This window comes from Petrotoga sp. SL27, from assembly GCF_002924605.1.
Taxonomy (GTDB): domain Bacteria; phylum Thermotogota; class Thermotogae; order Petrotogales; family Petrotogaceae; genus Petrotoga; species Petrotoga sibirica.
In genome coordinates, this window is sequence record NZ_JAIP01000004.1 from 123335 (window position 1) to 137854 (window position 14520).

At 34.2% G+C, this 14520-nt stretch carries 13 protein-coding genes, 2 tRNA genes and 1 other annotated feature; of the genes, 5 read left to right on the top strand and 10 right to left on the bottom strand.

Annotated features, from left to right (window positions below):
* Window positions 1-19: 19 nt before the first annotated feature.
* The 10 genes from AD60_RS01995 to AD60_RS02040 all read right to left on the bottom strand — a co-directional run bounded on the left by AD60_RS01995 (window position 20) and on the right by AD60_RS02040 (window position 7817).
* The gene (locus AD60_RS01995; RefSeq protein ID WP_103876220.1) at window positions 20-3583 is read right to left on the bottom strand and encodes a DNA-directed RNA polymerase subunit beta; all 3564 of its coding nucleotides are present in this window, start codon (window positions 3581-3583) and stop codon (window positions 20-22) included.
* 149 nt (window positions 3584-3732) lie between these two features.
* The gene (gene rplL / locus AD60_RS02000) at window positions 3733-4119 is read right to left on the bottom strand and encodes a 50S ribosomal protein L7/L12 (protein ID WP_103876221.1); all 387 of its coding nucleotides are present in this window, start codon (window positions 4117-4119) and stop codon (window positions 3733-3735) included.
* 18 nt (window positions 4120-4137) lie between these two features.
* Window positions 4138-4674 (bottom strand): 50S ribosomal protein L10, encoded by a 537-nt coding sequence (rplJ, locus tag AD60_RS02005; RefSeq protein WP_103927234.1) that lies wholly within the window; start codon window positions 4672-4674, stop codon window positions 4138-4140.
* 12 nt (window positions 4675-4686) lie between these two features.
* Window positions 4687-4824: a sequence feature (ribosomal protein L10 leader region), on the bottom strand.
* A 23-nt stretch (window positions 4825-4847) separates the two neighbouring features.
* Complete coding sequence (rplA, locus tag AD60_RS02010; protein WP_103876223.1) at window positions 4848-5558, bottom strand: 50S ribosomal protein L1; 711 nt, start codon at window positions 5556-5558, stop codon at window positions 4848-4850.
* A 17-nt stretch (window positions 5559-5575) separates the two neighbouring features.
* Window positions 5576-6001 (bottom strand): 50S ribosomal protein L11, encoded by a 426-nt coding sequence (gene rplK / locus AD60_RS02015; RefSeq protein ID WP_103876224.1) that lies wholly within the window; start codon window positions 5999-6001, stop codon window positions 5576-5578.
* A gap of 51 nt (window positions 6002-6052) precedes the next feature.
* Complete coding sequence (locus AD60_RS02020) at window positions 6053-7117, bottom strand: transcription termination/antitermination NusG family protein (protein WP_103927235.1); 1065 nt, start codon at window positions 7115-7117, stop codon at window positions 6053-6055.
* A 58-nt stretch (window positions 7118-7175) separates the two neighbouring features.
* Entirely contained in the window at window positions 7176-7394 is a 219-nt protein-coding gene (secE, locus tag AD60_RS02025) for a preprotein translocase subunit SecE (protein ID WP_103876226.1), read from the bottom strand.
* 34 nt (window positions 7395-7428) lie between these two features.
* The gene (gene rpmG, locus AD60_RS02030; RefSeq protein ID WP_103876227.1) at window positions 7429-7593 is read right to left on the bottom strand and encodes a 50S ribosomal protein L33; all 165 of its coding nucleotides are present in this window, start codon (window positions 7591-7593) and stop codon (window positions 7429-7431) included.
* Window positions 7594-7631: 38 nt separating this feature from the next.
* Window positions 7632-7718: transfer RNA gene (locus tag AD60_RS02035), tRNA-Tyr, on the bottom strand.
* Between the two features lie 23 nt (window positions 7719-7741).
* A tRNA-Thr gene (locus tag AD60_RS02040) sits at window positions 7742-7817 on the bottom strand.
* Window positions 7818-8118: 301 nt separating this feature from the next.
* Between AD60_RS02040 and AD60_RS02045 the strand changes: the two genes are divergently transcribed.
* The 5 genes from AD60_RS02045 (at window position 8119) to AD60_RS02065 (ending at window position 14506) form a co-directional block, all read left to right on the top strand.
* Window positions 8119-10611, top strand: a complete 2493-nt coding sequence (locus AD60_RS02045) for an ATP-dependent Clp protease ATP-binding subunit (RefSeq protein WP_103876228.1) — start codon at window positions 8119-8121, stop codon at window positions 10609-10611.
* Window positions 10608-11954, top strand: a complete 1347-nt coding sequence (radA, locus tag AD60_RS02050) for a DNA repair protein RadA (protein ID WP_103876229.1) — start codon at window positions 10608-10610, stop codon at window positions 11952-11954. Before AD60_RS02045 ends, radA begins: the two co-directional genes overlap by 4 nt.
* A 4-nt stretch (window positions 11955-11958) precedes the next feature.
* A complete protein-coding gene (disA, locus tag AD60_RS02055) occupies window positions 11959-13068 on the top strand; it encodes a DNA integrity scanning diadenylate cyclase DisA (protein ID WP_103876230.1) in 1110 nt (369 codons plus the stop codon).
* 66 nt (window positions 13069-13134) lie between these two features.
* Entirely contained in the window at window positions 13135-13587 is a 453-nt protein-coding gene (smpB, locus tag AD60_RS02060) for an SsrA-binding protein SmpB (protein ID WP_103876231.1), read from the top strand.
* Entirely contained in the window at window positions 13544-14506 is a 963-nt protein-coding gene (locus AD60_RS02065) for an ABC transporter ATP-binding protein (protein WP_233186789.1), read from the top strand. The genes smpB and AD60_RS02065 overlap by 44 nt, the downstream gene beginning before the upstream one ends.
* Window positions 14507-14520: the final 14 nt, after the last annotated feature.

Consider the following 14520-nt stretch of genomic DNA (forward strand, 5'->3'; position numbering starts at 1 on the left):
CTTAGATTCAAGTTATTAATTAGAGTCTATCAACATCTAACTCATTTCCATCTTCATCGTAAAGCTTAATATCTAACATCAAGCCTTGCAATTCTTTTATTAAAACTTTAAAACTTTCAGGAATCCCTGGTTCGGGAAGATTTTCTCCCTTTAATATCGCTTTGTAAACTTCATTCCTACCTTTAATATCATCGGATTTATAAGTTAACATTTCGTTTAGGGTGTGAGCAGCTCCATGAGCCTCTAGAGCCCATACCTCCATCTCTCCAAATCTTTGTCCACCAAAATGAGCTTTACCACCTAATGGTTGTTGGTGAATTAAAGAATATGGACCGGTTGATCTTGCATGAATTTTATCTTTTGCTATATGGGATAATTTTAACATATACATGGAACCTACCGCCACAGGAAAATCAAATGGCTCACCTGTTCTACCATCTCTAAGGACAATTTTACCGTTAGGATGATCGGGGTCATCGCCCAAATATAAATCCTGTTCTTTCCTTACTTTGCATAACTCATCCATGATTTCAGATTCAGTTGCGCCATCAAAAATAGGTGTGGCGTAGTAGTCGTTTGTTAACATCGAAAGCCACCCTAAATGAAGTTCCAAAACTTGACCAATATTCATCCTTGAAGGAACTCCCAAAGGTGAAAGTAACATTTGCAAAGGAGTACCATCTGGTAGAAATGGCATATCTTCTTTATTCAAAATGGTAGAAATAACGCCTTTGTTTCCATGCCTACCCGCTAATTTATCTCCAACTTGTAGTGTCTTTTTTGTTGCTATGAAAACTTTGACATATTTATTTACACCAATTTCCAAAGAAGGAATATCTTTCCGGTCAAAGATCTGAACGTCTATAACCCTTCCCTCTATTCCGTGAGGGACCGTTAAAGATGTATCTTTAATGTCTCTACCTTTATCACCGAATACTGATTTAATGAGTTTTTCTTCAGGAGTAGTGTCTGATTCCCCCCTAGGCGTCACTTTTCCTACGAGGATATCTCCAGAAGACACGTAAGAACCAATTTTAACTATCCCTTCTTCATCCAAATTCCTTAAAAGTTCTTTTTTTACATTTGGAATATCTGCAGTTATTTCTTCTGGCCCTAATTGAGTATCCATAGCTTTCGTTTCAAAAACTTCTATGTGTATCGATGTAAAAGTATCGTTTTCTAACAATTCTTGACTTACCACTATTGCGTCTTCAAAGTTGTATCCTTCCCATGGAAGAAACCCAACGAAAACATTGCGCCCAAGAGCCAACTCTCCCATATCCATGGACGGGCCATCAGCTATGGGTTCTCCTTTTTCTACTATATCTCCAACATTAACGATAGGAACTTGGTTTATACACGTGTCTTGATTCGATCTGACATATTTTAATAAAGCATATTCATCTTTCAAAGGTTCACCCTTTGAATCTTTTAAGATGTTATTCTCTTCATCCAATCTAGTGATTACGATTTTTCTTCCATCTACATAATCAACAATACCTTTATGTTTTGCCATAATCAAATAGCCTGAGTCTCTCGCTGCTAACCATTCTACTCCTGTACCAACAAAAGGAGCTTGAGGTCTAAGAAGAGGAACGGCCTGCCTTTGCATATTTGACCCCATTAAAGCTCTGTTCGCATCATCGTGTTCTAAAAATGGAATAAGAGCAGCTGATACAGAGGCGATCTGTTTTGGGGTGACTGATATATATTCAATCTCATCTTTATGGAACAAACTCACTTTTCCTAAATATCTAGCTTCAATGTACTCTTCTACTAAAGAACCATCTTCACCAATTTCTGCAGAAGCAGGGGCAATTCTATAAAGTTCTTCTTCGTCAGCACTCAAATATACTATATTGTTTAAATCTACTTTTGCATGCTTTACTCTGTAATAAGGAGTTTTCAAAAATCCAAACTCATCAACTTTAGCTAAAATTGCCATAGAAGTGATTAAACCAATATTCGCACCTTCAGGGGTCTCGATAGGACACATCCTCCCATAATGAGAATGGTGGACATCCCTTACTTCAAATTTAGCATGTTCTCTTTTTAAACCTCCAGGACCTATTGCTGATAGCCTTCTCTTATGAGTTAGCTCAGCTAAAGGATTCACTTGATCTAAGAATTGCGATAATTGACTAGATGCAAAGAATTGGTGAAAGGCAGTCATTATTGATCTGGAATTTATCAGGGATTGAGGACTTATTTTATCAATCGATTGAACACCAGCAACTTTTTCAGGAGCATGCTGAATCATTTTAGAAAAAGCTCTTTCAAATTCAATTTGCATTAGTTCTCCAACTGATCTCACTCTTTTGTTACCCAAGTGATCTCTTGTGTCAAGCCCTTCAACATTTTCTTTTAGATGCAACAAATACCTTGCAGCCAAGATAATGTCTAACTTGTCAACAGCAAACGTTTTAACAGGATATTTTATCTTATCTTCAATATCTTCAGAAATATCTTTTTTTTCAACCTCTCGGAGATAATCAATATAAGGTTTTCTCAATTTTACCTGAATTTTCTGTCTTCCAATCTGTGAAAAATCAAATTTATCAGGATTGAAGTACATATCTTCTATTTCTTCTTTAGCCTTTTGAGCTCTAGGAATTTCGGCGGGTTTTAATTTCGAAAAAATTTCTTTGTAAGCTTCCATAGAAGTTAAATTTTCTTCTTTTTCGTATCTTTTTTTCATCTTTTCCAGTGTTATTTCTGCAACTAAATGTGCTACTGTTACAGTCTTAATTTCATATTTTTTCAACAATTCCAAGACTTCATGTAATTTCATACCGTATATCGTTTTTCTTGGAGGATCCATATTATCTAATTCTTGGAACGATAAATCAGACAATACAGTACAATTACTATAATTAGACATATCAACTTCGTCTTCTAAATCGATTTCTTTTGGGAATAAACGTAATATATCCAAATCATTCTCGTATCCCAATGCCCTTAAAAAAAGAAAAAAATTGAATTTTCTTTTTCTGTCTATTCTTACTTGAAGAACCTCTTTACCTGGATTGGGGTTGTAAAGCAACTCCAACCAAGCACCTTTAATGGGTAAAAAATGGGCTATAAACATTTCTTTAGAGGTATCTGTCTCTTCTTCTTTTATAAAATACAACCCTGGTGATCTAACGAGTTGGTTAACTATTACCCTTTCTGCTCCATTAACAACAAATATACCTCTATCAGTCATATAAGGTATGTTACACAAAAATATGTCGTCTTTTTCTATAATTTCACCGGTTGCTGAATCAGTTATTCTAACTTTTAAATAAGCCTTTCCCGCATAAGTCAATCCTTTGTCCCTACTTTCACTCTCACTAAAAGAAGGGTCTTCAAACTTCACATCTACAAAATCAATCAAAAATTCTTTTTTTTTCTTTCCACTTGTTTTAACAGGTATCTTTATAGGCATATATCTTTTTACGCTTTCCATAATCTTGTTATTTAAAAAATCTTTGAAAGAGTCTTTTTGAATTTTTACTAAATCCTCGTAAATTTCTGAATTCTCAAGAACTTTACCAAAAAACTTTCTTTCTCTCTTCCCTACTTTTCTTACAACCGTATTCAAAGGAACCACCTCGGTATTTAGTCAAAATAAAATCGATTAAAAACAAGAGAAAAATCGCATTAGACAAAAAGTCCAATGCGAACACAATTATAACTTTTTTTCTTGAAGAAGAGGTTAAAAAAAGACTTCAACTTAATTTCGAATTCGACTTATTTTAGTTCTACTTCGGCTCCTGCTTCTTCAAGTTTTTTCTTTATTTCTTCTGCTTCTTCTTTTGGAGCACCTTCTTTTATTACTGCATCAGGAGTTCCAGCTTTTTCAACAAGATCTTTAGCTTCTTTAAGACCTAGATTTGTGATTTCTCTTACTACTTTTATTACGCCAATCTTTTTGTCTCCGAAACTTTTCAAAACAACATCAAAATCTGTTTTTTCTGCTTCCTGTTGCACTGGAGAAACGCCTGCTGCACCTGGTGCAGCTGCCATTACAGGGGCTGCTGCAGAAACTCCAAATTCATCTTCGAGCGCTTTTACTAATTCAGCTAGTTCTCCTACGGTCATGTTTTTAATTTCGTTTATAAGTTCCTCTTTTGTCATTTTCCTACACCTCCAAACTTATTTTTTTTCCTTAATAGCGTTAAACACGATTACTAATTTCCTCAAATTATCAGATAAAGCATTTACCAAACCAGAAATAGGATTATTAAGAGATCTAACAACAGTGGCGTAAAGTTCTTGCTTCGACGGTAGTTTTGCATACTCTTCAGCTTGAAGTGAATCAAAAATCTTTCCTTCCAAAACCCCACCTTTAATAAAAGGTTTATTATTGTGAGAATTGGAAAATTTCTTTACTGCTTTTAACACTTCAATGGGGTCTGCTTCCTCAGCTTGTATAACCCCCGTACTTCCTTCAAAAAATTTTTCAAATTCTTCCAATTTCTTATCTGCTAACTTAACAGCCATCTTTAATAAAGAAGTTCGATAGACGGTATAGACAACATCCTTTCCAAAGTTTTTATATAGCTCTAATCTGAACTCGTTAGTCTCTGTCACTGACATCCCGGTAAAATCAACAAACAAAATAGCAGGAGAGGACTCCAAGGCATGAATAAAGTTGTCTATTAAAAACTTTTTGCGTTCTTTAGTTAACAAAAGATAACACCTCCTTAAATAAAAAAACCGCAACGAGTAGCGGCTAAAAGAAACAAAACTTATTCCTTTTTCCGCGTACCTCGGTAGGTGAGATTTCACCTCTTTAACCAATTAAAGACCTACTTTCTTTGGCACGCCATCTATTATTTTAATTAGATTAAAATTCCTTAAAGTTAGGCAACGGATGTTAAAGATAATGTACTTAAATCGATATTGATCCCTGGTCCCATTGTTGCAGCGATCGCAGCTTTTCTAATAAATTTCCCCTTTGAATTTTCAGGTTTCATCTTCATTAATTGTTCAAGAGCAGAAATTAAATTTTCTTGTAAATCCATTTTATCGAAAGAAACCTTCCCTATAGGGATGTGTATGTTTCCTGTTCTGTCATTTCTAACTTCCACCTTACCAGCTTTAAACTCTTTAACCGCTTGCGCCACGTCATCGGTTACTGTTCCTGCTTTTGGAGAAGGCATAAGACCTCGTGGACCTAATACTTTACCAAGTCTTCCTATCTTTCTCATTACTTCAGGAGAAGCAATTGCTACATCAAAATCAGTCCAGCCTTCATTGTTTATTTTATCTATTAGGTCATCCGAACCAACAAAATCAGCACCTGCTTGCTTAGCCTGCTCGGCCTTTTCTCCTTCTGCAAAAACTAAAACTTTTACATTTTTACCCGTCCCTTTGGGCAAAGAAATCGTACCTCTAACGTTTTGATCTCCCTTTTTAGGATCTATTCCCAAAAGAATATGTAACTCCACCGTACCATCAAATTTTGTGTACGAAGTCTTTTTAACTAAATCCAAGGCTTCTTCAATACTGTAATTTTTCTTTTTGTCAACAAGTTTTGCCACTTCTCTATACTTTTTCCCATGTTTTGGCATATACCTCTCCTCCCTTCTTAATCTTCAATTTCTATTCCCATACTTCTAGCGGTTCCCGCAATAATCTTTGTTGCTGCATCTAAATCCTTAGCGTTCAGATCTTTCATCTTAATTTCAGCAATCTCACGAAGCTGTTTCCTCTTAATTTTGGCAACAACTTCTTTGCCTGGTTCCTTAGCAGCGGATTTAAGACCTGCGGCTTTTTTTACCAAAAAAGAAGCGGGAGGAGTTTTTACTATAAACGTAAAAGACCTATCTTCAAAAACAGATATTTCTACCGGCAACAATGTTCCTGCCTGATCCGCAGTTGCTGCGTTGAACTTCTTACAAAATTCCATCAAATTTACACCATATTGCCCCAGTGCTGGCCCTACAGGTGGAGCAGGTGTCGCTTTGCCGGCTTCCAATTGTAATTTTACAACCCTCAAAAGCTTTTTTGCCATAAACTCTTAACCTCCTTGTGGTAAATTGGGAAAATCCCTCCCACATTTTGTTTAATCAATGATCTTTTCAATTTCTCCTAAAGATAGTGTCACTGTAGTTTCACGTCCAAACATAGTTACTACAACTTGCACTTCTTGTTTTTCCAAATCATAATCTTTAATTTTACCTGTAAAATATTCAAAAGGACCATTTATAATCTTGACATGCTCTCCTACTTCGAAATCGGTTCTAATCTCTTTAACTTGCCTTTTTTGATAAGCTTCTTCACCCATTAATCTAAGAACAGCCCTTACCTCATTTTTATTCAATTTTACGGGCTTCCCACCTATGTTTAAAATAGTAGATACATAAGGTAAATTGTTAACCAATTCTTCAGTTTCTTTTGTATACATCATTTCAACAAAAACATAACCTGGAAATAAATTTTTCTTTTTTGTTTTTATAATCTTTATCTCCTTGTGAAAAGGAGTCTCTCTAATATCGATCCTTCCCGAAAATTTTGCTTTGTACTCTTTAGGCTCACATAATTTATCGCCTATTTGTACTTTACTTCCCACTTTAAATTTCTCATGAATAAAGGTTTCTCGAGGCAATAAATAGATATCGTTTTCTTTCGATTCATTTTCAATAACTACTCTTTTAATTTTTTCAACAGAGACAATTTCTCCATCAACATCACTCTTATACTCAAGGTTTTTAGTAAATGGAGTCTCTGATCGTACTTTTTTTCCAGCCTTTAATCCGGCTAATAAACCAGCACTTTCTGGTATTAGAAAAGTCTTTGAATACTTTTTCCCTTCTGTCTCAACTAAGATTTTTCTGAAATTTTTTATATCTACCATCTTTCCCGTTGTTTTTGCAAATATTTCTGGCTCTCTTGCTAAAATATCTCCCTTCTTTACATCCTTACCTTTTTTAACAAATATCTGAGCTTCTTTTTCAATATAGATTTTCTGTACTCTTCTATTACTATAATTCAGTTCATCAACTTCAGGTATTATTATTTTTCCAAAATACTTTTCATACCCTAAATTCTTCATCCTCTCTTCGAGAGTTTCTTTGACTTTATTTTCCATTCCAGAATAAACTTGCAGGACATACCATTCTTTTCGCATCTTATATTATTCTCACCACGTCTCATTTAACAAATTTTATGTATCTCAAATCAAAAAATTATCTAGAAGGTACTCCACTTCCTCTTAAGAAAACAGGATAAACCAACCAAGAGAACAGTTGCAAAAGTCCAAAATCTATAGCAAAGAGATATACAGTAAAAATTGCTATAACAATCAACACAACCAATGTAGAATTCAACAACTCTTTTCTCGTAGGCCAATTGATTTTCTTTGCCTCTTGCCAAACGGAAGTTAAAAAAATCCAAAATTTAGACATTTCTAAACACTCCCATTATAAAAAGTATATACACTTAAATTTTTGCTTCCACATGAAGAGTATGTTTCCTACAATAAGGACAGTATTTTTTTAGTTCAATTTTTTCTTTGTAATTCCTATTTTTCTTTTTATAGTAATTTCTATTATTACATTCTGTACATTTCAAAGAAAACTTTATAATTTGAGTCTTAGCTGCCAATGTAATCACCTCTCTCTAAAATAAATTAAAATATAAAATGGTGGTGAGGGAAGGATTCGAACCTTCGAAGGCAGTCTGCCAGCGGATTTACAGTCCGCCCCCTTTGGCCACTCGGGCACCTCACCTTAAAATCAAAAAAAAGAAGCTGTGGAGCCGATGAAGGGACTTGAACCCCCAACCTGCTGATTACAAGTCAGCCGCTCTGCCAGTTGAGCTACATCGGCAACCAGTTATTTACCAACTGAAGTTGATTATATCAAACCAAAAAAACGTTGTCAATGGATTTTAAGTTAAAAATATATTAAATTGTACTTTAACATGATAGCCTCCCGTAATCAAAAAATACAATAACAAAGAATTTATCTTTACATATTTTGTTTTTAACAATATTAATGGTAAAATAATAACGAAATGAGAATATAAAAAACGGCATGTAATGATATTTCAATATAAAAAAAGATAGAGCGACGCGAACTTAGTGGTAGTTTCTGTTGCTTAGGTGTACGGTGAAGGAGGAGATTAGACATGTTTGATAATTTCACAGAAAGAGCCGCAAAAGTTTTTATTGAGGCTCAAAATGAAGCAAAACAGATGGGACATCCCTATGTTGGAACAGAACACATTTTATTGGGGCTGTTAAAAGTTGGAGGAGGTCATTTAGATACCGTATTTGAGGAATTTAATTTGTACTATAATTCTATTAAGATGGAAATAATAAATGTTGTTGGTACGAATTCCACACAGGGAATAATAGGTTCTCCACAACCAACTCCCAGAGCAAAAAGAATATTAGAGTTGGCATATGATGAATCTGAGCTTATGGGTTTCAATAAGATAGATGCCGAACATCTTCTTTTAGGTATCTGTAGAGAAGCAGAGGGGATAGCTTCTCATATATTGAAACGTTCCGGAATAAATCTAACTTTGATGAGAAAAGAATTAACAGATATGATGATAAAAGGCAGATCAACCGGAAAAATGGAGATTGCTAAAACCGAAGAGTTAGAGGAAAGAAAACGTCAAAAACAAAATGCACTTAAACAACTCGAAGAATATGGAACTGATTTAACCGCACAAGCCGAGAATCATAAATTGGATCCTATAATCGGAAGGGAAATAGAAATAAATCGAATAATGGAAATATTGGCAAGACGAAAAAAGAACAATCCTGTTTTGATAGGGGAGGCAGGTGTAGGAAAAAGCGCTATAGTCGAAGGTTTGGCTCAAAGAATTGTTGAAGGCCAAGTGCCAGAAATACTAAAAAATAAAAGTATTTTTTCCTTGGATATTACCTCGATAGTAGCGGGAACAAAATATCGTGGAGAATTTGAGAAACGAATGAAAAAATTGATGCAGATATTACAAAAGACTGAAGATATTATTCTTTTTATCGATGAATTGCATATGATTGTAGAGGCTGGTGCGGCTGAAGGTTCTTCCATGGACGCTGCCAATGTCTTAAAACCGGCTTTAGCAAATGGAGAAATTACGGTAATAGGCTCCACCACAGCGAATGAGTACAGAAAATTCATCGAAAAGGATTCTGCTCTTGAAAGACGATTCCAAAAGATATATGTAACTGAACCAACTATCGAAGAGACTATAAATATATTATCTGGAATCAAATTCAAATACGAGGAACATCACAAAGTCAAATATAACCAAGCTGCAATTCAATCAGCTGTTCAACTCTCGGTAAGGTATATTACAGATAGACACCTGCCAGATAAAGCAATAGATGTTATTGATGAAGCTGGAGCTAAAGCACGTTTAAGAGCTCTAACACTTCCACATAAACTAAAAATTCAGTCTGAAAAGATTGCAGATTTTGAAAGTAAAAGAAATGATTCCAATATTAAAGAAAACATTGAAGAAAAGATAAAAAACATGAAAGAAAAATACGAAGAAGAATACTCGAAATGGAGAACTGAAGCTGAAAATAGAATAATTCAAATAAATGAAGAGAATATAGCAGAAATAATATCCAATTGGACCGGTATTCCTTTAAGACAGCTACGTACAGAAGAGATGGAGAAATTATTGAATTTAGAAGCGGTATTACACGAGCGAGTAGTAGGGCAGAATGAAGCTATAAAATCAGTTGCAAAAGCTATAAGAAGGGCACGAAGTGGATTAAAAGATCCAAGAAGGCCCACAGGCGTATTTATGTTTTTAGGACCAACTGGTGTTGGAAAAACTGAACTAGCAAAAACTTTGGCAGCTTATCTCTTTGGAAACGAAACGCACTTAGTGAGAATTGATATGAGTGAATACATGGAAAAATTCAGCGTCTCAAGACTTGTGGGTGCCCCTCCAGGATATGTCGGTTACGACGAAGGTGGGCAATTGACTGAAATTGTAAGAAGAAGGCCTTATTCAGTAATTTTACTGGACGAAATTGAAAAAGCACATGTAGATGTATTCAATATTCTGTTGCAAATAATGGATGAAGGAAGATTGACAGATTCTCAAGGAAGAACGGTTGACTTTAGAAACACAATAATTATTATGACCTCTAACCTTGGTTCTGAACAGATTAACAAAACTAAAAGAAACTTGGGTTTTGTGGAAGAAGGCACGGTAGAAAGCGAATACAAAGATATCAAACAGGAAGTAATGTCTGCCGTGAAGAAAGCGTTCAAACCTGAATTTATAAACAGATTAGATGATGTTATTGTATTTCACCCGCTTACGAAAAATCAACTTAAAGATATTATATCCATTCAACTAAGCGACCTGAAAAGTAGATTAGAAGAAAGAAATCTTGTATTATCTGTTAAAGAAAGCACTATTGATTTCTTACTGGAAAAAGGATATGATGCTGTTTTTGGAGCAAGACCGTTAAAGAGAGCCATACAAAGGTATATCGAAGATCCTTTGTCTGAAGAGTTATTAAAAGGAAAATATGAAGAGGGAGACAAAATATTAGTAACTCATCAAAAAGGTAAAGAAAATCTTTCTTTCAGAAGAAGTCCGAAAAGCAAAAAAACAATTGAAAAGAAAGTGGTCAATAGTTGAGAAAATCTGAAAGACATTATGTATGTAGTAATTGTGGTTATGAATCGGATAAATGGTTCGCAAAATGCCCTATGTGTAATGAATTAGAGTCCGCGGTAGAATATAATACCGCGGATATTACTATTAATACTGGAAACCTTAAAGTTCCCGATATAGTCTTTCTTGATGAAGAGCTTCCTCCAGCAAAAAAAATCCCAACCAATTTTCTAGAAATTGATAATGTATTAAACGGTGGGCTGGTGGAAGGTGCTGTTTACTTGCTGAGTGGAGATCCTGGTATTGGAAAAAGCACCTTTTTGGCACAAATCGCAAAGTCTATCCAGGCAGCCGAAGGATTCATATTCTACGTTTCAGGTGAGGAGTCCACAGAACAAGTTATTCAAAGATTTAATCGGCTAGAAATAAAAAATAAAAATATAGGATTAATATTTGAAAATAATGTGGACGTTATACTTAATGCTATAGAAAAGTCTAACATGACACCTTCTGTTATTTTTATAGATTCTGTTCAGACCTTAAAAATAGACAGTATTGATTCTTCACCGGGTAGTATTCTCCAGGTTAGGGAAAGTACTAGAAAGATGGTGGAATACGCTAAGAAAAAGAATATTCCTATAGTCCTCGTGGGGCATGTAAACAAAGAAGGAGCTATTGCCGGTCCTAAGGTGTTAGAACATATGGTAGATTGTGTTCTTCAAATGGAATTGGAAGGCGGATCTGGACTAAGACTTTTGAAAGTAACCAAAAATCGTTATGGCCCTACAGACGAAGTTGTTTTATTTGAAATAACCCAAAAAGGTTTAAAACCAATTGATAATATAAATTCTTTTTTCTTGTCTGATTATTCAAATGAGTCAGGAAACACTTTAACCATAGTGAAAGTTGGTCAAAAATTGCTCCCTATAGAAATACAGGCTTTAGTAAGCAACCCGGTGTATGGGTCCCCCAGAAGGGTTACTTCAGGTATCCCTTTAGATAGGCTTTTAATGATAATTGCAGTACTTTCCAAGAAATTGAAACTTCCTTTGGAAAGTAAAGATATATTTGTCAGCAGTGCAGGAGGACTAAGGATAAATGACAGTTCAATGGATGTTGCCATTGCTTTATCTTTAATCTCTTCTATATTCGATACTCCACTTTCTTCTTCGACAATAGCCTTTGGAGAAATAGGTTTAGATGGAAGAATAAGAGGTATTCCTCTTTTAGAAAAAAGATTGGAGCTTTCACAGAAAATTGGTTTTAATAATATAGTTATTCCAAAAAATCTTTCCCCTAGAAAAAATTCTATTTTAGTTGCAGAAAGTGTAAAAGATTTGATAAAATTGTTTAAAAAAGGGGGATGAAATTTTGAACGAAAAATTAGAAAGAATTTTTGAATTGTTGGCTCCGGGGAAGCCTATTAGAAAAGGTATAGACAGAATAATGGAAGCAAACTTGGGAGCTTTGTTGTTTTTTTGTTCACAACCTGAAAAGCATCTTAAAGAAGGACTAATACAGTTGGGTTTTAGACTTGATGCAGATTTTTTACCGGAAAAAATTTATGAACTCTCAAAAATGGATGGAGCTATTGTTTTAAATAGTGATGGAACTCAAATTCTTGCAGCGAACACACAACTTAATCCCGATAAAAACATCCCTAGTTCGGAAACCGGCATGAGACACAAAACTGCTGAAAAAGTGTCTATTCAAACGGGAGATTTAACAGTTGCCGTTTCTAAAAGAAGAAATATTGTTTCAGTGTATTATAATAAAATGAAATACGAACTTCTTCCTGAAAATGTTTTATTCGCTCGATTAAATCAAGAAATTACCATTGCTCAAAGATACAGACAAAGCTTTATGAACCTTCTAGACTATCTGAACATCGAAGAGACAAGGGGAAATGTAAGTCTCTCTGACGTTGTTGAGATACTTTCCAAAGGTTTATTAACGATAAAAATTGTACAAAGAGCTGAAAAATATTTATTAGAATTGGGAGAAATCGCTGGAAGTGCAAAATTAGAATACGAAGAAATCTTAAGGACAGTTCCGAAGTATGTTGGCGCTGTTATAATGGATTACAGTTCAGAAAACTTAAAGTATCAACGAGCCGAAGATGCCACAAGCATATTCAAAGAATTAGACTTTAACGACTTAGTAGATCCCTTCAAAATAGCAAGAACTTTAGGTTATATTGATGTTTCATCTGAAGATGATTTGGAAGAAACAGCTTTAACATCACGAGGTTATAGAATCCTTTATTCTACTAAGTTACCAACTTCTGCGGTAAAAAAAGTTGTGGAGAGCTTTAAAAACCTTCAAGAGTTAATGAACGCCACATTTGAAGAATTAACAGATATAAGCGGGATCGGCAAAAGAAGAGCGGAAATAATCTTAGGAACGTTGAATAAAAAGAAAAGAGAAAAGGAGGAATTAGAAGAGGAAACTGCACAAATAATAAGTAAAGAAAAGAAGTAATAATACTTTTTATAGTTTTTCAATTTAATATTGTAAAAAACATTATAATTTTAGAGGTGAAGAAATATAACAACTCTGGCAAGAAACAAAAAAGCTACTCACGATTATGAAATAATAGAAACCTTCGAATCAGGGATTTCTTTATTGGGTACAGAAGTAAAATCCAGCAAAGCAGGAAAAATCAATTTCAAAGATAGTTTCTGTAAAATAGAAAAAGGTGAATTGATTTTATACAACGTTCACATCAGCCCTTATTCAGGGGCATCTATATTTAATCATGATCCAGAAAGACCAAGGAAACTTTTACTTCATAAAAAAGAAATAAGGCGTTTGCAATCTAAAGTTAAACAGGAAGGTTTGACGATAATTCCTCTCGAATTCTATGTTAACAAGAAAGGGCTAATAAAAGTTAAAATCGCTTTGGCTAAAGGGTTAAAAAAATACGATAAGCGTGAAAAGATTGCAGAAAAAGAGTATGAAAGGAGAATTAGAAAACAACAAAAATATGAAAATATCTGAAAAAGTTCCACAAGCAATATCAATTAGGGGTTTAACAAAAAGGTTCGGGAAAACGGTTGCAGTTGATAATGTTGATTTAAAGATTAAAGAAGGAGAGATTTTTGGACTTATAGGTCCCAATGGTGCAGGCAAATCCACCATTATGAAGACTATTTCCACACTTTTAAACCCCTCACTAGGAAAGGTAGAAATACTTGGAAAAGATCTTTCGAAAAATAAGTCAAGCCTTAGAAAGGTGATCTCTTTAGTTTCTGATTATTCTGTATTGGAAAATGATTTAACTCCATATGAAAATCTGAAATTGTTTTCTTTAGCTTCAAATATCGAAGATAGTGATAAAAAAATTAACGAATTTTTACATAGTTTCGGCTTAGAAAAATATAAAAACAAATTAACCAAAAATCTCTCTTCTGGTAACAAACAGAAGTTGAATATTGCAAGGGCATTATTGAAATCCCCAAAGATACTTTTGTTGGATGAACCTACGAATGCCATAGATGTAGAATCCTCAAGGTTTATAAGGCGTTATATACTGAATGAAAACATCAAAAATGGAACTACAATAGTAATAACATCCCATTATCTGTGGGAAGTTGAACAATTAGCTACAAGTGTGGGAATAATTATAGATGGAAAAATTGTTATAAAAGATAATATAGAAAATATTTACAAAAGATTCGATTCGATAATTAATATTTACGAACTAACTTTTGATGAAAAAGACCATGAAAAAATATTAAACTATTTAAAAGATCTCTCTGATGTTTTAGCAATAAAACCCGTATCCAAAGAAAAATTAATCATTGATTCAAAAAATAGTTCATTTACATTGGATAATTTCAACGTCTCGATAAGAAAATTACGTCCAACTTTGGAAGACATATATTCTTATATAATATCCACCCCAAATCAACCATAGAAATCGAATACTTA

Excerpts from the sequence above, each read along its gene's own strand:
- rplL (WP_103876221.1), bottom strand. The coding sequence starts at position 4,119 with ATGACAAAAGAGGAACTTATAAACGAAATTAAAAACATGACCGTAGGA.
- rplA (WP_103876223.1), bottom strand. The coding sequence starts at position 5,558 with ATGCCAAAACATGGGAAAAAGTATAGAGAAGTGGCAAAACTTGTTGAC.
- rplK (WP_103876224.1), bottom strand. The coding sequence starts at position 6,001 with ATGGCAAAAAAGCTTTTGAGGGTTGTAAAATTACAATTGGAAGCCGGC.
- AD60_RS02020 (WP_103927235.1), bottom strand. The coding sequence starts at position 7,117 with ATGCGAAAAGAATGGTATGTCCTGCAAGTTTATTCTGGAATGGAAAAT.
- secE (WP_103876226.1), bottom strand. The coding sequence starts at position 7,394 with ATGTCTAAATTTTGGATTTTTTTAACTTCCGTTTGGCAAGAGGCAAAG.
- AD60_RS02045 (WP_103876228.1), top strand. The coding sequence starts at position 8,119 with ATGTTTGATAATTTCACAGAAAGAGCCGCAAAAGTTTTTATTGAGGCT.
- AD60_RS02065 (WP_233186789.1), top strand. The coding sequence starts at position 13,544 with ATGAAAGGAGAATTAGAAAACAACAAAAATATGAAAATATCTGAAAAA.